The organism is Mesorhizobium sp. B2-6-4 (genome assembly GCF_006441495.1).
Classification (GTDB): Bacteria; Pseudomonadota; Alphaproteobacteria; order Rhizobiales; family Rhizobiaceae; genus Mesorhizobium.
In genome coordinates this window covers 102266-127079 of sequence record NZ_VFUE01000006.1, presented here as the reverse complement: position 1 = coordinate 127079, position 24814 = coordinate 102266, and the positions used below count along the sequence as shown (strand labels likewise).

The following is a 24814-nucleotide window of genomic DNA, read 5'->3' as shown; positions in this document are numbered from 1 at the left end:
GGCCTGTTACTCCACGACCTTCGGCACGAGGAAGAAGTTCTCTTCCGTGGCAGGCGCGTTGGCGACGATGTCGGCAGCCTTGTTGCCGTCGGTGACGACGTCCTGGCGCTTCTTCATCCCCATCGGAGTTACCGAAGTCATCGGCTCGACCCCGGAAACATCGACCTCGTTCAGCTGTTCGACGAAGCCCAGTATGGCATTCAGCTCGCCGGTCATGCGTTCGGCATCTTCCTCGCTCACCGCAATGCGGGCGAGACGCGCGACGCGCTTCACTGTCTTGACGTCAACGGACATGTTTGTGCCTCGGGAAAACCAGCCCCGGCCTATAGCGGCGCCGCGCGCGGCGCGCAACATGTGCATGCCCACAATCGGGCAAATGGCCTCACGGCGGGGCCATGCCCTCGCACAGATAGTAGCTGCCGCTGTTGCCGCTCGCCTCGCTCTCGTCTTCGATGGGCCGGACGGAGACGAGATCGATCTGCGTCGGGCTCATCTGCGTCACCGAGAGCACGTCGGGAAAGACGTAGCCCGGCTCCTGGCAAATGGCCGTCACCGCCCAGCTCGGCGAGCGTGTCGCCTTGCTGATCTGCAAGAACTCGCAATTGTATTCGACCCCCTGGAGGCCATGGGCCGACAGCACGATGTTGCCGGCATCGATCAGCGTCTGCAGCGTGTCTTTCCTGGCTTGTGCGCAGAGCTCCTCGGACTTGAGGTAGACCCCTTCGATGAAATCGTCCGCGGCAAACGCCGGCGAGGCAGCAAACAGCATCGAAACGCAAAGAGAGTTTCTCAAGCTCATGTTCTAATTCCGTTTTCAATTTATAGCGTGACCGCCTCGCCGATCCCAGGCACGACGACATTCACGCCCGAACCCTCCATTCCGGCGACGAATTTGTCGGGCGTCTGGTCGAGCAGGCCGAAAGTCGCATAGTGGCATGGCACGGCGACGTCGAACTTGAAATAGCGGCGGCAGGCGAGAGCCGCGACAGCGCCTCCCATGGTAAAGCGGTCGCCAACCGGCACCAGGCCGATCTTCGGCTCGTGCAGCTCGTTGACCAGCGCCATGTCCGAGAAGATGTCGGTATCGCCCATGTGATAGAGCGTCTTGTCGTCCTGGAAATGCAGGACCAGCCCGCACGGATTGCCCATGTAGATGCCGTCGCCATAGGACGAGGAATGCAATGCCTGGACAAAAGTGGTCGTGAACGGGCCGCAGTCCACCGTGCCACCGGTGTTGCCCTGGTTGATATTGTTCTGGTCGACGCCCTGGCCGCCGAGATAGCCGCAGACCTCGGGGTTGGCGACCAGCATCGCTCCGGTCTTCTTGAGGATCTCGAGCGCATCGCCGACATGGTCTCCGTGACCATGCGTCAAAAGCACGTGGGTGACACCCTCGGCTGGGCCTTCCCAACTTTTCTTCCAAAGCGGATTGCCGCTCAGGAACGGGTCCATCAGGATGCTTGCGCCCGCCACCTCGATCTTGAAGGCGGATTGTCCGTACCAAGTGAGTTTCATCAGCGAGTTCCTCGATTTTTGTTCCGTCGGAGGATAGAACGGCGTCAGCTCAAGAGCAAAGTGTTACGGCGTCCTCGCGTCTTCAAAACGCCGCGACGGCGCTGTCGGGTCAAAGGAAAACCGTTGGCTATCATTACCATCGAGGAATTGCCGGCACGGCTGGCCGGCGGCAGGACGCTTGCCGGGCTCGATCTCGGCGACAAGACCATCGGCGTCGCCGTTTCGGACCGTGGCTTTTCCTTCGCGCATCCGCGCCCGGTCATCATCCGACGGAAATTCTCGCTCGACGCGGCCGTGCTGCTGGATCTGCTGCAAAAGGAGAATGCCGGCGCGGTGGTGATTGGACTGCCGGTCAACATGGACGGCTCGGAAGGTCCGCGCGCGCAGAAATCGCGCGCCTTCGTACGCAACATGGCCGCCTTGAGCGACCTTCCCTTCCTGCCATGGGACGAGAGGCTGTCGACGGTAGCCGCCGAACGGACGCTGATCGAGATGGATTTTTCGCGCGCCAAGCGCGCCGGCAAGATCGATTCGGCCGCAGCCGCCTTTATTCTGCAGGGAGTTTTGGACCGGCTTCGCTCGCTCGGTGCAGCCGCTCGAACTGCACCGGAACCGCCGCCCGCCCCCTGATCCCGCCGATGATTTCACGCCGGCGGCGAAACGCCCAGATCGCCAGCAGCAGCAGGCCGTCGAATATGCAGGCTCTTCCCACCATGCCGGGAATGATTGTCGGGTCGATGCCGAGCATCTGGCCGTAGAGTTGGAAGACGAAATCATGCAACTGCCGGCTCAGCATCACGTAGCCGAAATTCATGTCGTTGAGCGACAGGTAGAACCAGCCCCAGAAAAGCGCCATCGGAGCCGCCCACAATGCGAAGATGTAACGCATCAGCGGCCTCCCTTCCGGGTCGGCTGGGGTCGGCCCGATATCAGCGAAAGCAGCGAATTGTGGGCTGCGGCCCTGGCCATGCTGTGCGCCGTGGCGTGGATTTCAACCTCATCCGATGCGGCCAGGGTGCGGCGCTCGGCAAGCATGGCGACATAGGAGGCCAGAAGTGCGGCCAATTGCACGGCGACGACCAGGAACAGCCCGTTGATGCCTTGCGCCGCGCCTCCGACCAGGATCAGCGACAGCACGCCGGAAGCGCTGATGAAGGCGATGCGGGCAACGCTGTCGGCGCCCGGATTGCTGGCATTGTTGATCAGCGCCTCGACAAAAGCCCAGAAGAACAGCACCGCCACGACAAGCAGGGCCGTTGCCAGAGGCGCAACCACGACGACATTTTCGAGATCGACGAAGCGGGCGCTCTCGATCGTCACGCCCAGCACCCCAAGCGCCCCGGCCACGCCGCGGTTTCCATCGATGCAGATGATCGCCAGCAGGGCGAAAACGATCGTCCAGTGCAAGGCGAGAAAAGAGGTCAATACCTGTCGCATCGTGATTCCTGCTTCGACAGGAATGACAGTGGGCTTTGCCGCCAGCCCTCGCAACGGAAACCATTTGTTAAGGTTAACGGCGCGGGGGAATGACCAAGGCGTGGTCCATGGCTGCTGCTCAGGTGGTTGGCGGATAGAGCGTGTCGATGATCATGCGCGCATCATGGCGCGAATCGAGCATGCCGTAGGTGTTGCGCCACTGGCCCGCCAGCCGCGTCTCGACGAAGGCATCGGCGATCCGCCCCGCCCCCAACCGGCGCAATTCCGCCGCCGCCGCCGACAGCGCCAGTTGCTCCGTCAGCAGGCGGGCCGAGCCTTCGTCGGTCGCGGCGACCTGCATCGCCGCCTTCAGCACACCGATGGTGCCGCGTCCGCCCGCGCCCAGGTCGCGATCGATGCCGGCAAGCACCTCCTCGAACAGGCCCGGCGCGCGGCCAAGCACGCGCAGCACATCCAGCGCCATGACATTGCCCGACCCTTCCCAGATAGCGTTGACCGGAGCTTCGCGATAGTATCGGGCGAGCGGCGCCTCCTCGACATAGCCGTTGCCGCCGAGGCATTCCATCGCCTCGTAGAGCAGCGGCGGCGCAATTTTGCAGACCCAATATTTGACGACCGGCGTCATGGCACGGGCAAAGGCCGCCTCGCCGCGATCGCTCGCCGCCTCGTCGAAGGAACGCGCCAGACGGAACGACAGCGCCGTGGCAGCGGCGACGTCGAGCGCCATGTCCGCCAGCACGCGCTGCATCAGCGGCTGCTCGATCAGGTTGGTGCCGAACACCTGGCGATGGCGGGCGTGATGAACGGCTTCGGCCAGACCCGCCCGCATGATCGCCGAAGACGCCACGGCGCAGTCGAGCCGGGTCAAAGTCACCATGTCCATGATCGTCTTCACGCCGGCGCCCGGCTCGCCGACCATCTCGCCGATCGCGTTGACGAACTCCACCTCGGAAGACGCATTCGACCGGTTGCCGAGCTTGTCCTTCAGGCGCTGGAAACGGAAGCCGTTGCCCGAGCCGTCGCCAAGGACGCGCGGCACGAGGAAGCACGACAATCCCTCCGGCGCCTGCGCCAGCACAAGGAAGGCATCCGACATCGGCGCCGACATGAACCATTTATGGCCGGTCAGGCGATAGAAGCCGCTGCCGACGCGCTCGGCCTTCGTCACATTGGCGCGCACATCCGTGCCGCCCTGTTTCTCGGTCATGCCCATGCCAAGCGTAAGCCCGGTCTTCTCGACCGGCGGCTTTTGGCTCTGGTCATATTTGCGCGTCGTCACGCGCGGCGCCCACTCGCGGAACAGTTTCGGGCTCGCCATCAGCGCCGCCAGCGAAGCGCTGGTCATGGTGATGGGACACAGATGTCCGGTCTCGAGTTCGGCCGTCAGGTAGAACCGGGCCGTGCGCACCTGATGGCGGCGGCCGATCTCGGCATCGCCGTTCTCCCAGACCGAGGAGTGCAGCCCGTTGGCTACGGAACGGCGCATCAAAGCGTGATAGGCGGGGTGAAACTCGACCAGATCGATGCGCCGGCCCTGGCGATCATGCGTCCTGAGCCTCGGCGATTCGACATTGGCGAGGCGGGCCAGTTCCTGGGCCTCCTGCGTCAGCACGAAGCGGCCGAGCCCGTCGAGATCCTTGCGCACCGGATCGGAAAAGCGCTCGGCAAGCTGGATCAGCAACGGATCGCCCCGCCAGGCGTTGCCGCCTGTCAGCGGCGGCGGCTGGTTCGTCACGTCGTCGGTCACGCTTCATCCTTACTGCCAGGCGGCTACGAATCCGGAGCCATCGGCTAGATATAGCCCATGGCGCGCGACGAAAATACCGGGGAGAACAGCCGCAATCCAAAGCTGGCGCTTGCAGCCATGGAACGTCCACCCTATAGCAGCCCCTTGAGATGACCGACGCTTCGTCCCTGCCACTCTATCCCCACCGCCATCTTCTGGGCATCCGCGATCTTTCCCCCGCCGACATCGAGCTTCTGCTCGACAGGGCGGACCGGGCTGTCGCGATCTCGCGGCAATCCGAGAAGAAAACCTCGACACTGCGCGGCCGCACCCAGATCAACCTGTTCTACGAGGCTTCCACGCGGACGCAGTCGTCGTTCGAGCTAGCCGGAAAGCGTCTCGGCGCCGACGTCATGAACATGTCGGTGGCGAGTTCCTCGGTGAAGAAGGGCGAGACGCTCATCGACACGGCCATGACGCTGAACGCCATGCGGCCCGACATATTGATCATCCGCCACCAGTCGGCGGGTGCGGCCGCCCTTCTGGCCCAGAAGGTCGGCTGCTCCGTGGTCAATGCCGGCGACGGCGCGCATGAGCACCCGACACAGGCACTGCTCGACGCGCTGACCATCCGCCGCGCCAAGGGTCCCCTGTCGAAACTGATCGTGGCGATCTGCGGCGACATCCTGCATTCGCGTGTCGCCCGTTCCAACATCATGCTGCTCAACGCGCTCGGCGCGCAGGTGCGCGTCGTCGCGCCCTCGACATTGCTTCCCTCGGGAATCGACAGGATGGGCGTGATCGTCACCGGCTCAATGGCCGAGGGCCTGAAAGATGCCGACGTGGTGATGATGCTGCGCCTGCAGCGCGAGCGAATGGAAGGCGCCTTCGTGCCTTCGGTGCGCGAATATTTCCGCTATTTCGGCCTTGACGCCGAGAAGCTGAAAGCGGCCAAGGACGACGCTCTGGTAATGCATCCGGGACCGATGAACCGTGGCGTCGAGATCGCCTCGGAGATCGCGGATGGGCCGCAGAGCGTCATCCAGGAACAGGTCGAGATGGGCGTTGCCGTGCGCATGGCGGTGATGGAAGCGCTGCTCGATCCGCGCCGCAACCATGAGGGCCGCGGCGCATGACCATCACGGTGTTCGAGCGCGCCCGCATCATCGACCCCTCGCGCGGCGTAGACGAGACCGGGACGGTCATCGTCGACGGGAAGAAGATAGCCGCCGCCGGCAAGGCTGCGCTGAACCAGGGGGCGCCCGAGGGCGCCACCATCGTCGACTGCGCCGGCAAGGCGGTGATTCCCGGCCTGATCGACGGCCGCGTCTTCATCGGCGAACCGGGCGGCGAACATCGCGAAACGATCGCGTCGGCAAGTGTCGCCGCGGCTGCCGGCGGCGTCACCTCGATCGTCATGATGCCTGATACCGATCCGGTCATCGACAATGTGGCCCTGGTCGAATTCGTGCTGCGCACCGCCAAGGACACGGCCATCGTGAATATTTTCCCGGCCGCCGCCATCACCAAGGGCCTCGACGGCCGCGAGATGACCGAATTCGGCCTGCTGCGAGAGGCCGGGGCTGCCGCCTTCACCGACGGCCGCCACACCATATCCAGCGCGCTGGTGATGCGCCGGGCGCTGACCTATGCCCGCGATTTCGGCGCAACCATCGTGCACGAAACCCAGGATGCCGACCTCGCGTCGTCGGGCGTGATGAACGAGGGACTCTACGCCAGCTGGCTAGGACTTTCCGGCATTCCGCGTGAAGCCGAAACCATCCCGCTGGAGCGCGACCTTGCCTTGGCGCGCCTGACGCGCGGCTCCTACCACGCGGCAAAGATATCGACGGCGATGGCGGCGGCATCGGTGGCGCGCGCGAAGGCCGACGGCGCGACCGTCACATCGGGCGTATCGATCCACAATCTGTCACTCAATGAAAACGACGTCGGCGAATATCGCACCTTCTTCCGGTTGACCCCGCCGCTGCGCGCCGAGGAAGACCGCCTGGCGATGATCGAAGCGATCAGGGACGGCACGATCGACATCATCGTCTCCTCGCACGATCCGCAGGACGTCGACACCAAGCGCCTGCCCTTCGCCGACGCGGCCGCCGGCGCCATCGGGCTCGAAACGTTGCTGGGCGCCGCCTTGCGGCTCTACCACAATGGCGACGTGCCGCTGCCGCGGCTGATCGAGACCTTGTCCACGGCGCCGGCACGGCTGTTCGGCCTGCCTGGCGGCACGCTCAAGCCCGGCGCTCTCGCGGACCTTGCGCTTGTCGATCTGGATGAACCCTGGATCGTCAGCGAAAGCGGCATCCGCTCGCGCTCGAAGAACACCTGTTTCGAAGGCGCGCGCCTGCAAGGCAAGGTCTTGCAAACGCTGGTGGCGGGCCGCACAGTGTTCTCGGTCTGAGCGGGCGGCGGCGCATCGCGCCGGATTCAGCCCGTCAGGGGGAAATGCGGGGGGAACAATGACTTACAACCTGATCCCGGCGCTGGTGCTCGGCTATTTCTTGGGCTCGATTCCGTTCGGGCTTCTGCTGACCCGTGCGGCAGGGCTTGGCGACGTGCGCCAGATCGGCTCCGGCAACATCGGCGCGACAAATGTGCTACGCACAGGCAACAAGGGCCTTGCCGCGGCCACGCTGCTGCTCGACGCGCTGAAGGGCACGGCCGCGGTGCTGATCGCGGGCCATTTCGCGCCCGAACTCGGCGCTTGGGCCGGCCTTGGCGCCTTCCTCGGCCATCTCTTCCCGATCTGGCTCGGATTCAAGGGAGGCAAGGGCGTGGCCACCTATCTCGGTGTGCTGATCGGCCTTGCCTGGCAGGTGGCGCTGATCTTCGCCATCGTCTGGCTGGCCATGGCATTCCTGTTCCGCTACTCCTCGCTTGCAGCGCTGACGGCCGCGGTCGCCGTGCCGATCGCCCTCTATTTCCTGAGCACACCGCAGATTGCCGCATTGTTCGTCGTGATGAGCCTGATCGTCTTCATCAAGCACCGGGCCAACATTTCACGCCTGCTTGCCGGCATCGAGGGCAAAATCGGGGCGAAGGAGTGAGCAAGCCGCTCGCCGGACCGCGCCTCAGCGACCGGCAGCGGTTGAGCTGGCTGCGGCTGATCCGCAGCCAGAATGTAGGTCCCGCCTCCTTTCGCGACCTGATCAACCGGTTCGGTTCGGCCGAGGTCGCGCTGGAAATGCTGCCGGAGCTGATGATTTCGGGCGGCGCCAGCAGGATCGCCCGCATTCCCTCGATCGCCGAGGCTGAAGCGGAACTGGAGGCCGCACGGCGGGCAGGCGCCCGTTTTGTCGGTATCGGCGAGCCGGACTATCCCGCCCTGTTGAAAAACATGGACCATCCGCCGCCGCTGCTGGCGGTGAAAGGCGAAGGCGCGGTGTTCCGGCTGCCCGCGGTAGCTATCGTCGGCGCCCGCAACGCCTCGCTCGCCGGCATCAAGATGGCGCGCATGCTGGCGACCGACCTTGGCCGCGACGGTTACGCCATCATCTCCGGCCTCGCGCGCGGCATCGACACTTCAGCACATCAGGGCAGCCTCTCGACCGGCACGATCGGCGTGCTGGCCGGAGGCCTCGATCTGCCCTACCCGCCTGAGAATGCCGGCCTATGCGACGAGATCGTCGAGCGCGGCGGCGCCATCATTTCGGAGATGCCGTTCGGCTGGCAGCCGCGTGCCCAGGATTTTCCGCGCCGCAACCGCCTCGTCGCGGGCGCGGCAGTCGGTCTGGTGGTGGTCGAGGCGGCGCAGCGTTCCGGGTCCCTGATCAGCGCCAGGCTCGCGGGCGAAATGGGCCGGCTGGTCTTCGCCGTACCCGGCTCGCCGCTTGATCCACGCGCCGCCGGCACCAATGGCCTGCTCAAGGACGGTGCCACCTTGGTCACCGAAGCCGCCGACATTCACAGGGCAATCGCGCCGCTGACCGGTTTGCGGGCCCCCGAACTGCCGCCCTTTGAAGATCCCCCCGATTTCTCGGCCACGCCGCCACCCGGCGAAAACGACCGCGCCAGGGTGACCGAAGCGCTCGGCCCGACGCCGGTGGCGATCGACGAGATCATCCGCCACACCGGCCTGCATCCGGCGCAGGTGTTCATGGTGCTCCTGGAGCTCGACCTCGCCGGCCGGCTCGAACGGCATGCCGGCGGCAATGTCTCGCTGGTCTTCGCGGAAGGCTGACAGCCTCCGTCAGTGGTGATCGCGCTTCTTCTGTTCGGTCTCGGTATAGTCGGGCGTGTTTGCGCCGAACAGGTCCCTCTCGACGGCCTTTCGCCAGACGGCATCGGCGTCTTCAGGACGCGAGGGATCGAAAGTTGTCTCGGTGTCCTGCATGCGCCGGCGCGAACGCCGCCGGAGCCACGCGGGCATGATCTCGTGGATGAGGCTGGTGAATTGGATCATTGATCAACTCCTGAAACCCGTTCTTCAAAGGCGCAAAATGCGTTTTGCGGCCTCAACTCTGCCGGACAGTGGGCTGGGCCGCCTCCTCAAACCGGCCAGTGCCCGATTGGTCGTGACATAGGGATTCAAGCCAGGCCAGGGTCTCGCCGACATCGGCCAGCGCGTGGCGCGCCACGGTTTTCCCTTGCGGTTTGATGCGGACCGAAATGCCATCCATTTCATTGACGGCTTCGAAGCCGTTCTCATCCGACGTGTCGTCTCCGAGGAATACGGGAATCCGCCCCCGGAAAGCCGGCAACTCGCAGAAACGCCTGATTGCCGCTCCCTTGGCCGCCTCGAGCGGCATCAGTTCCACCCCGGCATTGCCGGCAAGCACCCGATATCCCCGCGGAAGCCGCTCCAGTGCCTGTTCGACCAGTTGCGTCGCCCGTTGCAGCAACTGCGGCGCCGCACGCGTATGAATGGCCAGGATCGGGCCCTTGCGCTCGATATAGACATCCACATTGTCCAGTTCCGCCTCGATTTCCTCGGCAAGCGCGGCAATGTCGGCGGGCTCGTCGGCCGCCTCGACGGGCCCGTCACGGACAAGCCGGTGCTCCAGGCCGTATAGACCCGCAGCCGGCAGGCGCAACGGCTGGAAGAGCTGGTCGACGGCGGAAACGGATCTTCCTGTAATGAAAGCCAGAGCGCCAGCCAGACGCCCGTCCAGCCTTGTCAGCATGCTTCGCAACGCATCGCCGACGACCACGGCGTCGGGATGCGCGGCATGTTCCAGAAGCGTACCGTCAATGTCCAGGAAGAGTGCCCATCGGCCTTGCGGGACGGTCGGCACGGACAGATTTGCCGATCCCGACATCACAGCGCCGCGACCCGTTTGCGATCAAGCAGCGATATCACATTGGCCGCGGCAACAGAGCCCGGCCCGGCGGGGTCGATCGCGATTCGCTTGCGCAAGCGGGCGGCGTCGAGAAGCATGCTGCCCGCCCAGCGATAGACATTGTTGTCGCGGACGATCTCGCGCATGCGCTGCATGCGCTGGCGCTGCTCGGCGGGCACCATGGTCAATGCCTGCAGCAACGCCTCGGCCATCATCGTCGCGTCGTAAGGATTGACGATCAGCGCCTCGAGAAGCTCCTTGGAAGCGCCGGCAAACATGCTGAGCATCAGCACGCCCTGCTCGTCGTCGCGTGCGGCGACAAATTCCTTGGCGACCAGGTTCATTCCGTCGTGCAGGCTGGTCACCATGCAGACATCGGCGGCTCGGTAGATTTCGTAGACCTGCTCCTGGGAATGGTGTTCAGCCACCATCAAGACAGGCGTGTAGCCGTCCCGGCCATAACGCTCGTTGAGCTCCGCCGCGCAACGCAGGCATTCCTCGTGCAGTTGCTGGTAGGCCGGCAAGGTTCCACGGCTTGGCGCCGCGATCTGCAGGAAAGCCACCTTGCCGATCCACTCCGGGTGTTGCTTGAACAGTTCGTCCAATGCGTGAAACCGGTCAAGAATGCCTTTCGTATAATCGAGGCGCTCGACGCCGACACAGAGGCTGACATTGTCCGCCAGCCCGAATTTTTCGCGAATTCGCGCGCGGCACTGCGCGATAGCGGGCAATTTCCCGAGTTGAGCCGGCGGCCACTCTATCGAGATCGGATAGGCGTGGACCAGGCTCGTCTGGCCGCCATAGGAGATGGCCGAATCCTCGCGCTCGATCCTGCTTTCCAGGAAGCGGTCGACGCTCTCGATGAAGTTGTTGCAGTGGAACTGCGTATGAAAGCCGATGATCGAGCTCCCCAGCAGGCCGTCCAGGATTTTTTCCCGCCAGGGGCAGATGCTGAAGACTTCCGAATTCGGCCACGGAATGTGCCAGAAGGTGATGACGATCGCATCGGGCAGGCGTTCCCGGATCATTCGCGGCAGCAGCGCGAAATGATAATCCTGGACGAGGACGATCGGGCGTTCGTTCCGGGCTTCGGCAACGACGGTATCGGCGAATTTGCGATTGACGGCTTCGTATGTTTCCCAGTCGGACGTGCGGAAGACGGGCCGTGTAAAGGCTATGTGGCACAGCGGCCAGAGACCCTCATTGGCAAAACCCAGATAATAGCCTTGCTGTTCCTCTTCGGTCAGCCAGACACGGCGCAACGTGTAGGACGGGTTCTCAGGTGGGACCTCGATGCGGTCGTTCTGGTCGACGACGAGATGATCCGCCGAGCCGCCGCCATAGGCTATCCAGGTTCCCGCGCAGGCACGGGTGATCGGCTCCAGCGCCGAGACAAGTCCACTGGCCGGCACAACCAGGTCGACATTGTCATCCCTGAGATTGTGAATGTAGGGCTCGCGGTTGGAGACGACGATCACTTGCGCATCCGGCAGTTCCTTCGCCAGGATTTCGCGCAGTGTCGAGGGCGACCAGTTGACGAGCGCCGCGTCGGCGGAATGGCCATTCTTTTCGAACTCCCGCAATACGACACGAGCCGGTGGAGGCTCGACATTCGCCGGTTCCGGCGGGGTCCGGCGGGATCGCAGCGCGGAAATCACCAAGGCAACAAGGGAAACGCAGAGGCTGGCAAGAATGACGAACCATAGAGCGGAGGCAGAGTGGAGGAAGTCAAAATTGTTGTCTGGCATCGATGTGAATTGCTCCGGCCTAGGTCGCGCCTCTCCGCGGGGGAGATGGTGCAACGCACGTCGCCGATGATGGTTCCGGTTTTTAGCTGCGCACGATCAAAGGCGCCAACCCTTCATGGCGGTCGGCCAGGAACGCGCCCACACGGTCTCCTACCCGCTGGAACGTCAGGTCGACTGCCGTGCCCGCCACCGCGAGATGGCGGATCACCAGGCTGTCGATGCCGATTGGCAGGCGCGGCCTTGTGACATGGATTTCGCCGGCCCAGCCGTCGATATGGAGGCCCAGACAGGCCTGCATCAGCATGAAGGCGGAACCTGCCGACCAGGCCTGCGGCAGGCAAGCGACCGGATACGCGATCGGCGCCTCGCCCGGTGCGCGGGTGAAGCCGCAGAAGAGTTCGGGCAGGCGCATGTTGAAATGGACGGCGGATTCGAACGTCCCGCTCATCAGCCGCACCACATTGTCGCGAATGCCGTACCGCGCAAGGCCTGCCGCGCATATCGCCGTGTCGTGCGGCCAGATGGAGCCATTGTGATACGACATGGGATTGAAGAATATTGCGTCGTCGGCGAGCGTCCTCAATCCCCAGCCGGAGTGAAAAGAAGCCGACAGCAACTGATCGGCGACGATCCGCGCCCGATCAGGATTCGGAAGTCCGACATAGAGCAGATGTCCGGCATTGGATGTGCGCACCTCGCATGGCCGGCCGTCGCCATCGAGCGCCAGCGCGTAATAACCCAGCTCTTCGATCCAGAAATGACTTTCAACCCGCCGGCGGATCTCTTCGGCCCGCCTTTCCCAGCCTTCCGCCTTTTCTGTCTCGCCTCGCCGGCGAGCCAGTCTCGCCAGCCCCTGGAACGCCGCGAAGACGTAGCCCTGCACCTCGACCAGCGCGATCGGCCCCTTCGGGATACGACCGTCTGCATGAAAGACCGAATCAAAGCTGTCCTTCCATCCCTGGTTGGCGAGGCCTGACTCCGCCGCACGCCGGTAGGTGACGAATCCGGTCGAAGCGCTTGCCGCCTCGATCCATTCGGCGGCTGCACATAGCGACTGCCACAGGCCGTCGATAAAGACCATGTCGCCGGTGCGGTCCGCGTAAGCGCAGGCGAGATGAACGTAGAGCGGGGTGGTGTCGACCCCGCCATAGTAGCGGCCGAACGGCAACTCGCTCAGCGCCGTCATTTCACCCTTGCGCGTTTCATGCATGATCTTGCCGGGCTGAGAGTCGCTGAAGGGCGAGGTTTCGGTCGCCTGATGTTGCGCGAGAAAGGCAAGCACGCCGCGCGCCAAGCCGGGATTGAGCCAGAGCATCTGCAACGCCGAGATCACGCCGTCTCTGCCGAAGGCCGTCGAGAACCACGGAATGCCGGCATAGGGATAAGGGCCGGTCGCAAGTTCGGTGGTGAGCAGCGCCACATCGGCACGGGCGCGCTCCATCCAGTCGTTGAACACCCTGCCCGAACTGTGCAGCGTCGCGCCATGGCGGCGCTTGGCGCGCATGCCGAAACGCGCGCGCGCCGCCGCGGCGCGAAACCGGTCGCGGTCGGGCACATCGGCCATCTCGCTGCCGACCTCGACATACAGTGTCTTGCGGCTGCGTTTGGTGACTGCAATGAAGAAATCCGCCCGGTCGGAGGTCAATTCGTCCGGTTTCTGCGAAAACGATATCGTCGACGTACGCACCACCTTGTCCAGGCCTTCATAGCGAAGCAGAACCGAGTTCTGGTCCATCTCGGCGGTATGGGCGGTGCCTCGTTTGGCGCGTGTCGAGCCACGAACTTCGAACATGTCGCGGAAATCGGCGGCGAAGCGCAGCGAAAGCAGGACGGTCGAATGTTCCTGGCTGTAGTTGGAAAGGGTCAGGCGCTCATACAGGCGGTCCTCCCACAGCAGCCTGACACGCTCGATGTGGATCGCTCCTTGCGGGATGGGACGGCCGCCGGCACTCTCTATAGGCAGATTGGTCAGGTTGGAGGTGAACAGGACATTGTCCTGGCTCAGCGATGCGCCCAGCAACGACGTCGAACGACCGCCCACCGCGAGACGGAATTCGGAAAGCACGCGCGTGTCGTCGCGGAAGAAGCCGTCGCCCACACCGCGTATGTCGCCATAGGAATCGGCGACGGCGAAGCAGTCGCCATGCTTGAGTGCGAAGAGCCGGTGCGGTTCCCTCGGCGCGGTTTCGTCCAGGGAGGCCAGGGCTATTGCGGGATCAAGCTTGCGCTCGTCAAGTTGGGTGATGGTCAAGAAGACTGTCCCGTGCTTGTTTTTGAACGGGGCACTGTACTAGGAAGCCCTGATTTGTTGAGTGTCGATCGCCTGTGAATAGATGGCGACATAGTCGCGCGCCATGCGGTCGGCCGAGAACCGTCCTTCGAAAACGGCCCTTATCCGGCGCCTGTCGAGCTGAAGCAGGGCCGGCATGGTGGCGACGGCGTCCTCGATGGTTTCGACGACGAAGCCGGTCACACCGTGATCGATGATCTCGGGCATGGCGCCGCAGCTCCAAGCCATGACAGGGGTTCCGCAGGCCATGGCCTCGATTACCGCCAGGCCAAAAGGCTCGGGCCAGTCGATGGGAAACAGCAAGGCAGCGGCGTTGCCGAGAAACCTGCTCTTCTGGTCCTCGCTGATCTCGCCGACATATTCGACGCGATCGCCATCGATCAGCGGCTGGACGACCTCCTCGAAATAGGCCCGGTCACCGTCGCCCACCTTGGCCGCGAGCTTGAGCCTCAGGCCCGTGCGCCTGGCAATCTCGATCGCCCGGTCCGGCCGCTTGTCGCGCGACATCCTGCCGAGGAACGCCAGATATGTACCGTCGGAGCCGGCTTCAAAATCCGGCCCATAGAGATCGAGCGGCAGCCCATGATGGATGGTCGCCAACCAGTTGGCGGACGCGAGCCTCGTCCTCTGGCTGCGTGAAATGGAAATCATCGGAAAACGCGGGAACCGCTCATAGGCCTGTGCCAGATCCACATAGTCCAGCCTGCCATGCGGCGTCGTCACCGTGCGCTCCGGCATATGGCGGAAAAACGGGAAATGCAGGAAGTGGCTGAGATGGAAGTGAAGAATGTCGAAATCGTCGGCCTGTCTCCTGACTTCCTCGAGCATCGACAGATGCGCCGCGATCTCCGACTTCAACGGCCGGGGATCGAGGCGCAGCGCCCGTTCCCGGCACGCGACCAGCCGGGCGGAGGTCCTGGTATCGCCGCTGGCAAACAACGTTACATCGTGGCCGAGCCCGACCAGAGCTTCGGTGAGATAGGAGATGATGCGTTCGGTGCCTCCATAGAGCCTTGGCGGCACGGATTCATACAGCGGCGCGATATGGGCGATCTTCATTGGCCTGCGTTCCCTCAATAAGCTGGTCAAAGGCAAAAATGCATCAGCGGCGCGATCGTTCCTCCGGTATCGGCAGATGCGTCATTTCTCATGTTTGATGTTCTTCCGGGCGGCCCTATCTCTTTAGGTGCTGCTCCTGCGCGCCATGACGACCCGAGGAGGTTCCGATGCAGCAATCAAAGGACATTGCAGCCCGCCGGCTTGACATGATCATCGAACAATATGTCGAAGCTAGAAAACAGCGCTTCGGCTATGTTTCGACGGACCAGGCCGCCAGGGTGATTCACAGAATCCTGAAACCCACGCCTTCCGACCCCAGCTTTTCGGACCACGAACTCGACGACATGGTCGCGGCCCTCGCCGTCAAGAACGGGTTGGCCGTCGTCTTTGACCGCGGCATCAGAGGATCGGTCGGCGGCACCGAGGCGGAGCTGGACAGAAAGGATCCGACCATGAGAGCACCAGCGGAAGGCCCCGACGTTGCCGGCGCGGTGGACGCGATCCTGATTCAGCAAAAAACCGCCCCGCTTTCGATGAGCGCGATGATCTCCCTGCTGCGCCAACGCACCGGCACCACCCGATCGGACGCGGATCTGGAAGGACTGATCGCCAAAAAAGCCGCTGTCCTGAACGTGCATTTGTCACGGGACTGAGTGGTGAGCGCGTCGGGGTTCGAACCCGAGACCTACTGATTAAAAGTCAGTTGCTCTACCGGCTGAGCTACGCGCTCCCGTGGGCTGGAAACGGCGCCCTCGAAATTGCGCGGAACATAGGGAGAGTGCCTCGACCGGTCAACCGGAAAAAACGGGGCCACCAAGCCATGCGTTCCCGCCGTGCCGGCTCTCCCGGCCGGCCGTTTCGGCAAGGACATGCCGAACCTTTGCCAGCCAGGCGAAGACCCTGTGGCCTCCATCGATCCCAAACCGGAGAAACATTACAAATCAGCAACTTGCCTTTTTTTCCAGGAACAATTCGCGAGCGTGTCCGTTTCCTCCGCCACAAGGGACGTCAACCTCTCAAGGAGAAGATCATGAACAAAGTCCTGTCGGGTTTGCTGGCGACCACACTGTCAGCTTCGTTCGCAGTGGCGGCGGCCATGCCGGTCGAAGCCGCACCGGCCTATGTGCCGCAGCCTGCATCGGTCTCGTCCGATGTCCAGACCGTGCAGTACAGGCCCTGGGAGCGGCGCCGTAACTTCCGCGGCGAGTTTCGCGGCAACCGCAACTTCTACCGCGACAACCGCGGAGCCTACTGGAACGGCCATCGCGGCTACCGTGAATATCGCCCGGGCTATCGCCGTCACGGCGATTTCTGGTTCCCGCTTGCTGCTTTCGCCACTGGCGCACTGATAACCGGCGCGATCGCCAACAACCGGAACCGCGTCTATGAAGGCAATTCGCATGTGCAGTGGTGCTATGACCGTTACCGTTCGTACCGCGCATCCGACAACACGTTCCAGCCGTATAACGGCCCGCGCCAGCAGTGCATTTCACCCTACTGATGGGCGACAGTGTTCGTCAGAGGGATAGAAAGTCAAAGCCCGTGCCGGAAATGGCGCGGGCTTTCTGTCGTGCGAGGACGGTCCCCGGGCAGGCTGTGATCAGCTGGCCCAATTAATGGTCTTGAAGATATAATAAAGCGCGCCACCTTCACCACGGGGTGATCGGTACGCTCCGACGGCATCGCAAATTCGAACCGTGACCGCCGCCAATTCCCAACCCAGCACTTCCAGCTGATCCCCATCTATCACGTAAGCCTGAGCCAGTTCGTCAATGCCGTTCTTCTCGCCGAAGGACCGAACCAGCTTTGCGTCTCTGAGAAGACTATCGGGCAAATTTGAATTTCCCCACGCCCAGAGCCAGTTCTGTGCCTTGGCATTCGTGGAACCGGCGATCTGGATTTCGGTGATCACCTCGATCGCCCCGTCCTTGGAAAACAAGAGCTTTCCGTTGCTCAAGTCATAGCGCGACCAGTGGCCGATGCGGAATTCTTCCTCCAAGCGCTTATTCTTGGCCTTCAGTTGTTTGATAGCCTCGGCGCGCCAAGCAGAGTACCAGTTTGGCTTCATTTCCCCCTCGCCCGATCTGACTGTTGGTTATGGCACGCTCAGCGTCCTGCGAACAGCATCGCGCCACCCCGCCAGCTTGGCCGAGCGTACCGCTGGTTCCATGTCCGGTCTGAAGCGCCGGTCGAGCGCCCATGTCTTGGCGAATTCCCGCGCCTTCGGCCACACGCCCGCCTTCGAGCCGGCGAGCCAGGCGGCACCGAGCGCGGTCGTCTCCAGAATGGTCGGACGGTCGACCGGCGCGTCAAGAATGTCGGCCAGCCGTTGCATGGTCCAGTCGGATGCCACCATGCCGCCGTCGACCCGAAGCACCGTCTTGGCCGCCGTACCCTTCCAATCCTTGCGCATGGCATCGAGCAGGTCGCGCGTCTGGTAGGCGACGGATTCGAGCGCGGCGCGGGCAAACTCCGGCGGCCCCGAATTGCGGGTCAGGCCAAAGATCGCTCCCCGCGCCTCGGCATCCCAGTGGGGCGCGCCGAGCCCGACAAAGGCCGGCACCAGATACACGTCCTGGGTCGGATCGGCCTCGGCCGCCAGCTTGCCGCTCTGTTCGGCCTTGCCGATCACCTTGATGCCGTCGCGCAACCACTGCACGGCGGCGCCGGCGATGAAGATCGATCCTTCCAGCGCATAGGTGGTCTTGCCGTTCAGCCGATAGGCAATCGTGGTCAACAGCCGGTTCTTCGAGCGCACCAGATCGGCACCGGTGTTGAGCAGCGCGAAACAGCCGGTGCCGTAGGTCGATTTCATCATGCCGGGCTCGAAACAGGCCTGGCCGATGGTCGCGGCATGCTGATCGCCGGCAACGCCGAGGATCCTTATCTCGGCGCCAAAGAGATTTTTCTGCGTGATTCCAAAATCATCGGCGCAGTCCTTCACCTCGGGGAGCATCCTTGCCGGAATGTTCAGGATGGCCAGCAGCTCGTCGTCCCAGGCATTCTTCTCGATGTTGTAGACCAGCGTGCGGGAGGCGTTTGTGGCGTCGGTGGCATGCACCCTGCCGCCGGTCAGGCGCCAGATCAGGAAACTGTCGATGGTGCCGGCCAGCAATTCGCCTTTCTCGGCGCGTCTCCTGGCGCCTTTCACCTTGTCCAGCATCCAGGCTATCTTCGTGCCGGAGAAATACGGATCGAGCAGCAGGCCGGTCTTCCTGGTGAAGGTCTTTTCCAATCCCTGCTTCTTCAGCTTCCGGCATAGCGGCGCGGTGCGCCGGTCCTGCCAGACGATGGCGTTGTGGATCGGCTTGCCGGTCGTCCTGTCCCAGATAACGACCGTCTCGCGCTGGTTGGTGATGCCGAGCGCGGCGACGTCCGATGCCTCCCGCCCGGCATTCTTCAATGCGCCCTTCACGGTCGCCACGACGCTGGCCCAGATATCTTCCGGATCATGCTCGACCCAGCCGGAAGCAGGATAGTGCTGGGTGAATTCTTGCTGGCTGCTGCCGACGACCTTCATGTCGCCGTCGAACAGAATCGACCGGCTCGACGTCGTGCCTTGGTCGATTGCCAGGACAAAGCCATTCATTCGCACTTCCTCCGTCACGACACAAAGAAGGGAGACGGCAACGTGCCGCCTCCCTGAATTTTACACGGGCGCGAACGCCCGCATAGGTCAGTCCTACTTCTGCCAGCTCTTGACCAGTTCGTCATAGTTGATGGTCTGGGGCTTCTCCTTCTCGTTCTCGATCTTGAGCTGAGGAGCGAGATTGCCGGCCTTGACCGCGTCGGCATTCCAGTAGGCGAGATCATGTTCCTCGGCGAGCTTCGGCCCGATATCGCCCTGGACGCCGGACCTCTCGATGCGGCCCATGACCTTCTCCTGCTCGGCGCAAAGCGAATCCATCGCTTCCTGCGCACTCTTTGCGCCCGACGAGGCATCGCCGATCGCCTGCCACCACAGCTGTGCCAGCTTCGGATAGTCCGGCACGTTGGTGCCGGTCGGCGACCATTGCACGCGGGCCGGCGAGCGATAGAACTCGATCAGGCCGCCGAGCTTCGGCGCGCGCTCCGTGAAGCTCTTGTCGTGAATGGTGGAGTCGCGGATGAAGGTGAGGCCGACATGGCTCTTCTTCACGTCCACCGTCTTCGAGGTGACGAACTGGGCGTAGAGCCAGGCGGCCTTGGCACGGTCGGTCGGGGTCGACTTCATCAGCGTCCACGAACCGACATCCTGGTAGCCGAGCTTCATGCCGTCCTTCCAGTAGACACCGTGCGGCGACGGAGCCATGCGCCATTTCGGCGTGCCGTCGTCGTTCATGACGGGCAGGCCGGGCTTGACCATGTCGGCGGTGAAGGCCGTGTACCAGAAGATCTGCTGGGCAACATTGCCCTGCGCGGGAACCGGACCCGATTCCGAGAAGGTCATGCCCTGCGCTTCCTGCGGTGCGTAGGCCTTCAGCCAATCGAGATATTTCTGGATCGAGTAGACAGCGGCCGGGCCGTTGGTGTCGCCGCCCCGCGCCGTGCAGGAGCCGACCGGCTGCGATTTCTCGTTGACCTTGATGCCCCATTCGTCGACCGGCAGGCCGTTCGGGATACCCTTGTCGCCATTGCCGGCCATCGACAGCCAGGCATCGGTAAAGCGCCAGCCGAGCGACGGGTCCTTCTTGCCATAGTCCATATGGCCGTAGACCTTCTTGCCGTCGACGTCGCGGCCGGTGAAGAACTCGGCAATGTCCTCATAGGCCGACCAATTGACGGGAACGCCGAGATCGTAGCCGTACTTGGCCTTGAAGTCGGCCTTGTTCTTCTCGTCGTTGAACCAGTCGTAGCGGAACCAGTAGAGGTTGGCGAACTGCTGGTCGGGAAGCTGATAGAGCTTCTTGTCCGGAGCGGTGGTGAAGGAGGTGCCGATGAAATCCTTCACATCGAGGTTCGGATTGGTGACATCCTTGCCTTCGCCCGCCATCCAGTCGGTCAGGTTGCGCACCTGCTGGTAACGCCAGTGGGTGCCGATCAGGTCGGAATCGTTGACCCAGCCGTCATAGAGGTTCTGGCCAGTCTGCATCTGGGTCTGGATCTTTTCAACGACGTCGCCTTCCTGGATGACGTCGTGCGTGACCTTGATGCCGGTGATGGCGGTGAAGGCCGGAGCCAGAACCTGCGACTCGTATTGATGCGTCGTCAGCGTTTCCGACACGACCTTGATATCCATGCCGGCGAACGGCTTGGCGGCGTCGACGAACCACTGCATTTCCTTTTCCTGATCGGCGCGCGAAAGCGTCGACAGATCGCCTATCTCCTTGTCAAGAAAGGCTTTTGCCTCGTCCATGCCGGCATAGGCGTTGCCCACGCCGAGCAAGAGGACAAGGGCGGTCGTAGATGTCAATAATTGCCGTCGCATTGTGTTTCCTCCACGTTTGAAAAGACTTCAAGTGCGATCTGGAGAGGCCGCCAACAAGCGGCCGCTCCAACAGTTTCCCCCTCTATACGTAGCGGAAGACGCCGATGGCGTAGACCACGGAGAGAGCGAGAGCCCACCACAGGCTGGGTCCGACAAGACCCAGCCAAGCGAGATGGATGAAGGCGCTGCCAAGCAGCGAAACGAAGAGACGATCGCCGCGCGTCGTCTTGAAACGCAGCACGCCGATGCGCGGATCGCCGCCGGGCGAGGCATATTCCCAGACACCCATGCCGACCAGCAGCAGCGCTATGACGGCGAAGAAGGCGGCCGTCGGCCAGGTCCACGCCATCCAGGAGAAGTCGAGGTTCATGGTCACACCCTCCCCAGGGCGAAGCCCTTGGCGATGTAGTTGCGAACGAACCAGATGACGAGCGCCCCGGGGATCAGCGTCAGCACCCCGGCGGCTGCCAGCAGCCCCCAGTCCATTCCCGACGCCGACACGGTGCGGGTCATGGTAGCGGCGATCGGCTTGGCATCGGTGGTGGTCAGCGTGCGGGCGATGAGCAGTTCCACCCATGAGAACATGAAGCAGAAGAAGCAGGCGACGCCGATGCCGCTGGCGATCAGCGGCATGAATATCTTCACGAAGAAACGCGGAAACGAATAGCCGTCTATGTAGGCCGTTTCGTCGATCTCCTTCGGCACTCCGGACATGAAGCCCTCAAGGATCCACACCGCCAGCGGCACGTTGAACAGGCAGTGCGCCAGCGCCACCGCGATATGCGTATCGATGAGGCCGAATGCCGAATAAAGCTGGAAGAACGGCAGCGCGAACACCGCCGGCGGTGCCATGCGGTTGGTCAAAAGCCAGAAGAACAGATGCTTGTCGCCGAGGAACCGGTAGCGCGAAAAGGCGTAAGCCGCCGGAAGCGCCACGGCGACCGAGATCACCATGTTCATCACCACATAGGTGATCGAATTGATGTAGCCCGAATACCAGGACGCATCGGTGAAGATGATGGTGTAGTTGCGCAGCGTCGGCGCATGCGGATAGAGCGTCAGCGAATTGACGATCTCCGCATTGGTCTTGAAGCTCATATTGATGAGCCAGTAGATCGGCAGCAGCAGGACGATGATGTAGAGCGTCGGCACGATCCACCACCAGCGCGATTCCTCGCCACGGCGGCGCATGCGCCTGTCCAGCTCGCTCTGCGACAGCGAACTGGCGAGTCTTTCCGAAGCGGCGGTCCCGTTCACCAGGTTGCGCTCGGTACGTTCGTTGGCGCCGGCCATATCAGCGTTCCGCGTCGTAGTTGGTCATCACGGTGTAGAACACCCACGACAACAACAGGATGATCAGGAAGTAGACCAGCGACATCGCCGCCGCCGGACCGAGGTCGAACTGTCCGAGCGCGGTCTTGACGAGGTCGATCGACAGGAAGGTCGTCGAATTGCCCGGACCGCCGCCGGTGACGACGAAGGGCTCGGTGTAGATCATGAAACTGTCCATGAAACGCAGCAGCACCGCGATCAGAAGCACGCGCTTCATCTTCGGCAACTGGATGTAGCGGAACACCGCCCAGCGCGAGGCGCCATCGATCTTGGCCGCCTGGTAGAAGGCGTCGGGGATCGAGACCAGGCCGGCATAGCAGAGCAGCACGACGAGGCTGGTCCAGTGCCAGACGTCCATGATGATGACGGTGACCCAGGCGTCGAACGGATCCTGCACGTAATTGTAGTCGATGCCGAGCGCGTTGACGTAATAGCCGAGCAGGCCGATATCGTTGCGGCCGAACACCTGCCAGATCGTGCCGACGACATTCCACGGGATCAAGAGCGGCAGCGCCATCAGCACCAGGCAGACCGGCACGCCCCAGCCCTTTTTGGGCATGTTGAGGGCAATGAAGATGCCGAGCGGCACTTCGATCGCCAGGATGATGAAGGAGAAGATCAGGTTGCGCACCATGGCTTCCCAGAAGCGATCGGAATGCAGCAACTCTTCGAACCATTCGGTCCCCGCCCAGAAGAAGACGTTATTGCCGAACGTGTCCTGTACCGAGTAGTTGACGACGGTCATCAGCGGGATAACGGCCGAGAACGCCACCAGCACGAGCATCGGCAGCACGAGGAACCAGGCCTTGTTGTTCCAGGGCTTTTCCATTTACGCCCCCATCTCGACACGCCAGGAATCGGCATAGATGTTGATGCCGGCTGGGTCGAACCGCACTTTTGGATCGGCGGGAACGGTTTCGTCCTCGCCGATGACGGCCGCGATCTCGCGGCCTTCCAGACTGGCGCGCACGACCTTGTGGCGGCCCACATCCTCGACCTTGCTGACGTGGACGGCCATGCCATCGCGGCCGAGCCTGACATATTCGGGACGGATGCCGAGTTCGACGACGCCGCTTCCGGCCTTCGGCGCGCCTGGCAATTGGATGCGCTGGGAACCAAGCGTCGCTGTCTTGCCATCGATCGCTACTGGCATGACGTTCATGCCGGGCGAGCCGATGAAGTAGCCGACGAAGGTGTGGCGCGGCCGCTCGAACAGCTCGGCCGGCGTGCCGATCTGCACGATGCCGCCATCATACATGACCACCACCTGGTCGGCGAAGGTCAGCGCCTCTGTCTGGTCATGCGTAACATAGACCATGGTGTAGCCGAAGCGGCGGTGAAGCTGCTTCAACTGCGAGCGCAGCACCCACTTCATGTGCGGGTCGATGACGGTCAGCGGCTCGTCGAACAGGATCGCATTGACATCCGAGCGCACCAGTCCGCGGCCGAGCGAGATCTTCTGCTTCTGGTCGGCGGTCAGGCCCCTCGCCTTCTTCCTGGCCCAGTCTGCCAGGTCGATCATGTCGAGCGTCTCGCGCACCTTGCGGTCGACGTCGGCCTCCGGAACGCCGCGGTTGCGCAGCGGGAAAGCCAGGTTGTCGTAGACGGTCATCGTGTCGTAGATGACAGGGAACTGGAACACCTGCGCGATGTTGCGCTCCTGCGTCGACAGTCTCGTGACATCCCTGCCGTTGAACAGCAATTGGCCGTGCGAGGGGTGGAGCAGGCCGGAAATGATGTTGAGCAGCGTGGTCTTGCCGCAGCCGGATGGGCCTAGCAGCGCATAGGCGCCACCGTCCTCGAAAGTGTGGTGCACCTCCCGCAGCGCGAAATCCGCATCGGTACGCGGGTTCGGCAGATATGAGTGCCTGACATGGTTGACGTCGATGCGCGCCATCGTTTTCTCCTCAGGCCGCCAGCTTTGCCGCGGCCACGGCGACGCCGTGTTGGTCGAAAACCATGATGTGACGCGGGTCGATGAACACTTCGACCACTTCGTCGGTCTCGAAATCGCGGATGCCATGGGTCAGCATCACCCAGCGCGCGTCGGCGAAATCAAGATGGATGAAACTTTCCGAGCCGGTGATCTCGGTGATGGTGACCTTTGCCCGCACCGGCACGGCACTCGCATCCGGCCGCTCGAGCGACAGATGGTGCGGCTGGAAGCCGATCGTGTAATTGCCGTCGGCAATGCCGACAAGTTCCGGCGGCACCGGCAGCTTGACGCCGCCCTCCAGCAGGAAATCGGGTCCGTTCTTGGCCAGCACGATCGTGTTGAGCGGCGGATCGGCGAAGGTCCTGGCCGTCACCAGGTCGACCGGTTTGCGGAACACCTCGATGGTCGGGCCGAACTGGGTGATGCGGCCTTGCGACAGCGTCGCCGTATTGCCACCGAGCAGCAGCGCCTCGTGCGGTTCGGTCGTGGCATAGACGAAGATGGTGCCGGCGGCGGCGAAAATCCTCGGCAGTTCGGCGCGCAGTTCCTCGCGCAGCTTGTAGTCGAGATTGGCGAGCGGCTCGTCGAGCAGCACCAGGCTTGCGTTCTTGACGATGGCGCGCGCCAGTGCGGTGCGCTGTTGCTGGCCACCGGACAGGCTGAGCGGCGTGCGGTCGAGATAGGGCGTCAGCTTGAGCAGGGCAGCGGCTTCACGTACCTGGCTGTCGATCTTGGCCTTCTCGACTCCCGCCACCCGCAGTGGCGAAGCGATGTTTTCGTAGACGCTCATCGCGGGGTAGTTGATGAACTGCTGGTAGACCATGGCGATCTTGCGCTTTTGAACAGGCTGGCCGGTGACGTCCTTGCCGTCGAACCAGACCGAGCCGGAAGTCGGCGCGTCGAGGCCGGCCATCAGCCGCATCAGGCTGGTCTTGCCGGACAGCGTCGGCCCGAGCAGCACGTTCAGCGAGCCATGCTGGAGCGTCAGCGACACGTCGCGGATATGCTCCACCGCGCCGACCGTCTTGGTGACGTTTCTCAGTTCCAGCATGATGCCTCCTCCCAGG

The 24814-nt window shown here is 63.0% G+C and carries 26 protein-coding genes and 1 tRNA gene; 7 read left to right on the top strand and 20 right to left on the bottom strand.

Annotated elements, in window-relative coordinates; genetic code table 11:
• Positions 1-6 precede the first annotated feature (6 nt).
• The 3 genes from gatC to FJ426_RS10285 form a co-directional block, all read right to left on the bottom strand.
• Positions 7-294, bottom strand: coding sequence for an Asp-tRNA(Asn)/Glu-tRNA(Gln) amidotransferase subunit GatC (gatC, locus tag FJ426_RS10295; RefSeq protein ID WP_140498745.1), 288 nt, complete (start codon positions 292-294; stop codon positions 7-9).
• A gap of 88 nt (positions 295-382) precedes the next feature.
• Entirely contained in the window at positions 383-799 is a 417-nt protein-coding gene (locus FJ426_RS10290) for a hypothetical protein (protein ID WP_140560938.1), read from the bottom strand.
• 20 nt (positions 800-819) lie between these two features.
• Positions 820-1515 (bottom strand): metal-dependent hydrolase, encoded by a 696-nt coding sequence (locus FJ426_RS10285; protein WP_140498750.1) that lies wholly within the window; start codon positions 1513-1515, stop codon positions 820-822.
• 123 nt (positions 1516-1638) lie between these two features.
• On the opposite strand from FJ426_RS10285, the gene ruvX reads away from it, so the two are divergent.
• Positions 1639-2145, top strand: a complete 507-nt coding sequence (gene ruvX / locus FJ426_RS10280) for a Holliday junction resolvase RuvX (protein WP_140560937.1) — start codon at positions 1639-1641, stop codon at positions 2143-2145.
• On the opposite strand, the gene FJ426_RS10275 is transcribed toward ruvX, so the two are convergent.
• The 3 genes from FJ426_RS10275 to FJ426_RS10265 form a co-directional block, all read right to left on the bottom strand.
• Entirely contained in the window at positions 2063-2404 is a 342-nt protein-coding gene (locus FJ426_RS10275) for a DUF6105 family protein (RefSeq protein WP_140560936.1), read from the bottom strand. The two genes, ruvX and FJ426_RS10275, sit on opposite strands and share 83 nt — an antisense overlap.
• On the bottom strand, positions 2404-2952 hold the full coding sequence (locus tag FJ426_RS10270; RefSeq protein ID WP_140560935.1) for a hypothetical protein: 549 nt from the start codon (positions 2950-2952) through the stop codon (positions 2404-2406). Before FJ426_RS10270 ends, FJ426_RS10275 begins: the two co-directional genes overlap by 1 nt.
• 118 nt (positions 2953-3070) lie before the next feature.
• The gene (locus FJ426_RS10265) at positions 3071-4699 is read right to left on the bottom strand and encodes a DNA alkylation response protein (protein WP_140560934.1); all 1629 of its coding nucleotides are present in this window, start codon (positions 4697-4699) and stop codon (positions 3071-3073) included.
• A 149-nt stretch (positions 4700-4848) separates the two neighbouring features.
• Between FJ426_RS10265 and FJ426_RS10260 the strand changes: the two genes are divergently transcribed.
• The 4 genes from FJ426_RS10260 to dprA are packed head-to-tail and all read left to right on the top strand — an operon-like array spanning position 4849 to position 8876.
• Positions 4849-5814, top strand: a complete 966-nt coding sequence (locus FJ426_RS10260) for an aspartate carbamoyltransferase catalytic subunit (protein WP_140515333.1) — start codon at positions 4849-4851, stop codon at positions 5812-5814.
• Complete coding sequence (locus tag FJ426_RS10255) at positions 5811-7097, top strand: dihydroorotase (protein ID WP_140560933.1); 1287 nt, start codon at positions 5811-5813, stop codon at positions 7095-7097. Before FJ426_RS10260 ends, FJ426_RS10255 begins: the two co-directional genes overlap by 4 nt.
• 58 nt (positions 7098-7155) lie before the next feature.
• Positions 7156-7743 (top strand): glycerol-3-phosphate 1-O-acyltransferase PlsY, encoded by a 588-nt coding sequence (plsY, locus tag FJ426_RS10250; protein WP_140498764.1) that lies wholly within the window; start codon positions 7156-7158, stop codon positions 7741-7743.
• Positions 7740-8876 carry a DNA-processing protein DprA gene (gene dprA / locus FJ426_RS10245; protein WP_140515330.1) on the top strand — a complete coding sequence of 379 codons (1137 nt, stop codon included), beginning with the start codon at positions 7740-7742 and terminating at the stop codon, positions 8874-8876. Before plsY ends, dprA begins: the two co-directional genes overlap by 4 nt.
• Positions 8877-8885: 9 nt before the next feature.
• Here dprA and FJ426_RS10240 read toward each other — a convergent pair whose 3' ends face one another.
• The 5 genes from FJ426_RS10240 to FJ426_RS10220 all read right to left on the bottom strand — a co-directional run bounded on the left by FJ426_RS10240 (position 8886) and on the right by FJ426_RS10220 (position 15072).
• Positions 8886-9098, bottom strand: a complete 213-nt coding sequence (locus tag FJ426_RS10240; protein WP_140498769.1) for a hypothetical protein — start codon at positions 9096-9098, stop codon at positions 8886-8888.
• A 52-nt stretch (positions 9099-9150) separates the two neighbouring features.
• Complete coding sequence (gene otsB / locus FJ426_RS10235) at positions 9151-9954, bottom strand: trehalose-phosphatase (protein WP_140825195.1); 804 nt, start codon at positions 9952-9954, stop codon at positions 9151-9153.
• Positions 9954-11723 carry a trehalose-6-phosphate synthase gene (locus FJ426_RS10230; RefSeq protein ID WP_140515328.1) on the bottom strand — a complete coding sequence of 590 codons (1770 nt, stop codon included), beginning with the start codon at positions 11721-11723 and terminating at the stop codon, positions 9954-9956. The genes otsB and FJ426_RS10230 overlap by 1 nt, the downstream gene beginning before the upstream one ends.
• Positions 11724-11805: 82 nt before the next feature.
• A complete protein-coding gene (locus FJ426_RS10225; RefSeq protein ID WP_140584627.1) occupies positions 11806-13968 on the bottom strand; it encodes an amylo-alpha-1,6-glucosidase in 2163 nt (720 codons plus the stop codon).
• A gap of 45 nt (positions 13969-14013) precedes the next feature.
• Positions 14014-15072, bottom strand: a complete 1059-nt coding sequence (locus FJ426_RS10220) for a glycosyltransferase family 4 protein (RefSeq protein WP_140825194.1) — start codon at positions 15070-15072, stop codon at positions 14014-14016.
• Positions 15073-15278: 206 nt separating this feature from the next.
• On the opposite strand from FJ426_RS10220, the gene FJ426_RS10215 reads away from it, so the two are divergent.
• On the top strand, positions 15279-15725 hold the full coding sequence (locus FJ426_RS10215) for a hypothetical protein (protein WP_246675530.1): 447 nt from the start codon (positions 15279-15281) through the stop codon (positions 15723-15725).
• 1 nt (position 15726) lies between these two features.
• On the opposite strand, the gene FJ426_RS10210 is transcribed toward FJ426_RS10215, so the two are convergent.
• Positions 15727-15802: transfer RNA gene (locus FJ426_RS10210), tRNA-Lys, on the bottom strand.
• A 300-nt stretch (positions 15803-16102) separates the two neighbouring features.
• Between FJ426_RS10210 and FJ426_RS10205 the strand changes: the two genes are divergently transcribed.
• Positions 16103-16573: a BA14K family protein gene (locus tag FJ426_RS10205; RefSeq protein WP_140669967.1), complete on the top strand. Its 471-nt coding sequence runs from the start codon at positions 16103-16105 to the stop codon at positions 16571-16573.
• Positions 16574-16672: 99 nt separating this feature from the next.
• Here the strand turns inward: FJ426_RS10205 and FJ426_RS10200 are convergent, their stop codons facing one another.
• The 8 genes from FJ426_RS10200 to FJ426_RS10165 all read right to left on the bottom strand — a co-directional run bounded on the left by FJ426_RS10200 (position 16673) and on the right by FJ426_RS10165 (position 24798).
• The gene (locus tag FJ426_RS10200; protein ID WP_140825193.1) at positions 16673-17140 is read right to left on the bottom strand and encodes a DUF6882 domain-containing protein; all 468 of its coding nucleotides are present in this window, start codon (positions 17138-17140) and stop codon (positions 16673-16675) included.
• A 27-nt stretch (positions 17141-17167) separates the two neighbouring features.
• Positions 17168-18661: a glycerol kinase GlpK gene (gene glpK, locus FJ426_RS10195; RefSeq protein WP_140825192.1), complete on the bottom strand. Its 1494-nt coding sequence runs from the start codon at positions 18659-18661 to the stop codon at positions 17168-17170.
• Between the two features lie 93 nt (positions 18662-18754).
• Positions 18755-20479: an ABC transporter substrate-binding protein gene (locus FJ426_RS10190; protein ID WP_140498786.1), complete on the bottom strand. Its 1725-nt coding sequence runs from the start codon at positions 20477-20479 to the stop codon at positions 18755-18757.
• A gap of 82 nt (positions 20480-20561) precedes the next feature.
• On the bottom strand, positions 20562-20849 hold the full coding sequence (locus FJ426_RS10185; RefSeq protein ID WP_140498788.1) for a DUF2160 domain-containing protein: 288 nt from the start codon (positions 20847-20849) through the stop codon (positions 20562-20564).
• Between the two features lie 2 nt (positions 20850-20851).
• Positions 20852-21772, bottom strand: a complete 921-nt coding sequence (locus FJ426_RS10180) for a carbohydrate ABC transporter permease (protein WP_140498790.1) — start codon at positions 21770-21772, stop codon at positions 20852-20854.
• A 1-nt stretch (position 21773) separates the two neighbouring features.
• Positions 21774-22640: a sugar ABC transporter permease gene (locus FJ426_RS10175; protein WP_140498792.1), complete on the bottom strand. Its 867-nt coding sequence runs from the start codon at positions 22638-22640 to the stop codon at positions 21774-21776.
• A complete protein-coding gene (locus tag FJ426_RS10170; RefSeq protein ID WP_140498794.1) occupies positions 22641-23708 on the bottom strand; it encodes an ABC transporter ATP-binding protein in 1068 nt (355 codons plus the stop codon). It abuts the gene before it with no gap.
• A gap of 10 nt (positions 23709-23718) precedes the next feature.
• On the bottom strand, positions 23719-24798 hold the full coding sequence (locus FJ426_RS10165; RefSeq protein WP_140515321.1) for an ABC transporter ATP-binding protein: 1080 nt from the start codon (positions 24796-24798) through the stop codon (positions 23719-23721).
• Between the last annotated feature and the right edge of the window lie 16 nt (positions 24799-24814).

Coding starts and splice junctions, on each gene's coding strand:
- FJ426_RS10260 (WP_140515333.1), top strand. CDS start 4,849: ATGACCGACGCTTCGTCCCTGCCACTCTATCCCCACCGCCATCTTCTG.
- otsB (WP_140825195.1), bottom strand. CDS start 9,954: ATGTCGGGATCGGCAAATCTGTCCGTGCCGACCGTCCCGCAAGGCCGA.
- FJ426_RS10240 (WP_140498769.1), bottom strand. CDS start 9,098: ATGATCCAATTCACCAGCCTCATCCACGAGATCATGCCCGCGTGGCTC.
- FJ426_RS10270 (WP_140560935.1), bottom strand. CDS start 2,952: ATGCGACAGGTATTGACCTCTTTTCTCGCCTTGCACTGGACGATCGTT.
- FJ426_RS10230 (WP_140515328.1), bottom strand. CDS start 11,723: ATGCCAGACAACAATTTTGACTTCCTCCACTCTGCCTCCGCTCTATGG.
- FJ426_RS10290 (WP_140560938.1), bottom strand. CDS start 799: ATGAGCTTGAGAAACTCTCTTTGCGTTTCGATGCTGTTTGCTGCCTCG.
- FJ426_RS10275 (WP_140560936.1), bottom strand. CDS start 2,404: ATGCGTTACATCTTCGCATTGTGGGCGGCTCCGATGGCGCTTTTCTGG.
- FJ426_RS10285 (WP_140498750.1), bottom strand. CDS start 1,515: ATGAAACTCACTTGGTACGGACAATCCGCCTTCAAGATCGAGGTGGCG.
- FJ426_RS10190 (WP_140498786.1), bottom strand. CDS start 20,479: ATGCGACGGCAATTATTGACATCTACGACCGCCCTTGTCCTCTTGCTC.
- FJ426_RS10175 (WP_140498792.1), bottom strand. CDS start 22,640: ATGGAAAAGCCCTGGAACAACAAGGCCTGGTTCCTCGTGCTGCCGATG.
- FJ426_RS10215 (WP_246675530.1), top strand. CDS start 15,279: ATGATCATCGAACAATATGTCGAAGCTAGAAAACAGCGCTTCGGCTAT.
- FJ426_RS10220 (WP_140825194.1), bottom strand. CDS start 15,072: ATGAAGATCGCCCATATCGCGCCGCTGTATGAATCCGTGCCGCCAAGG.
- FJ426_RS10165 (WP_140515321.1), bottom strand. CDS start 24,798: ATGCTGGAACTGAGAAACGTCACCAAGACGGTCGGCGCGGTGGAGCAT.
- FJ426_RS10200 (WP_140825193.1), bottom strand. CDS start 17,140: ATGAAGCCAAACTGGTACTCTGCTTGGCGCGCCGAGGCTATCAAACAA.
- FJ426_RS10185 (WP_140498788.1), bottom strand. CDS start 20,849: ATGAACCTCGACTTCTCCTGGATGGCGTGGACCTGGCCGACGGCCGCC.
- FJ426_RS10205 (WP_140669967.1), top strand. CDS start 16,103: ATGAACAAAGTCCTGTCGGGTTTGCTGGCGACCACACTGTCAGCTTCG.
- FJ426_RS10170 (WP_140498794.1), bottom strand. CDS start 23,708: ATGGCGCGCATCGACGTCAACCATGTCAGGCACTCATATCTGCCGAAC.
- FJ426_RS10180 (WP_140498790.1), bottom strand. CDS start 21,772: ATGGCCGGCGCCAACGAACGTACCGAGCGCAACCTGGTGAACGGGACC.
- plsY (WP_140498764.1), top strand. CDS start 7,156: ATGACTTACAACCTGATCCCGGCGCTGGTGCTCGGCTATTTCTTGGGC.
- gatC (WP_140498745.1), bottom strand. CDS start 294: ATGTCCGTTGACGTCAAGACAGTGAAGCGCGTCGCGCGTCTCGCCCGC.
- FJ426_RS10255 (WP_140560933.1), top strand. CDS start 5,811: ATGACCATCACGGTGTTCGAGCGCGCCCGCATCATCGACCCCTCGCGC.
- glpK (WP_140825192.1), bottom strand. CDS start 18,661: ATGAATGGCTTTGTCCTGGCAATCGACCAAGGCACGACGTCGAGCCGG.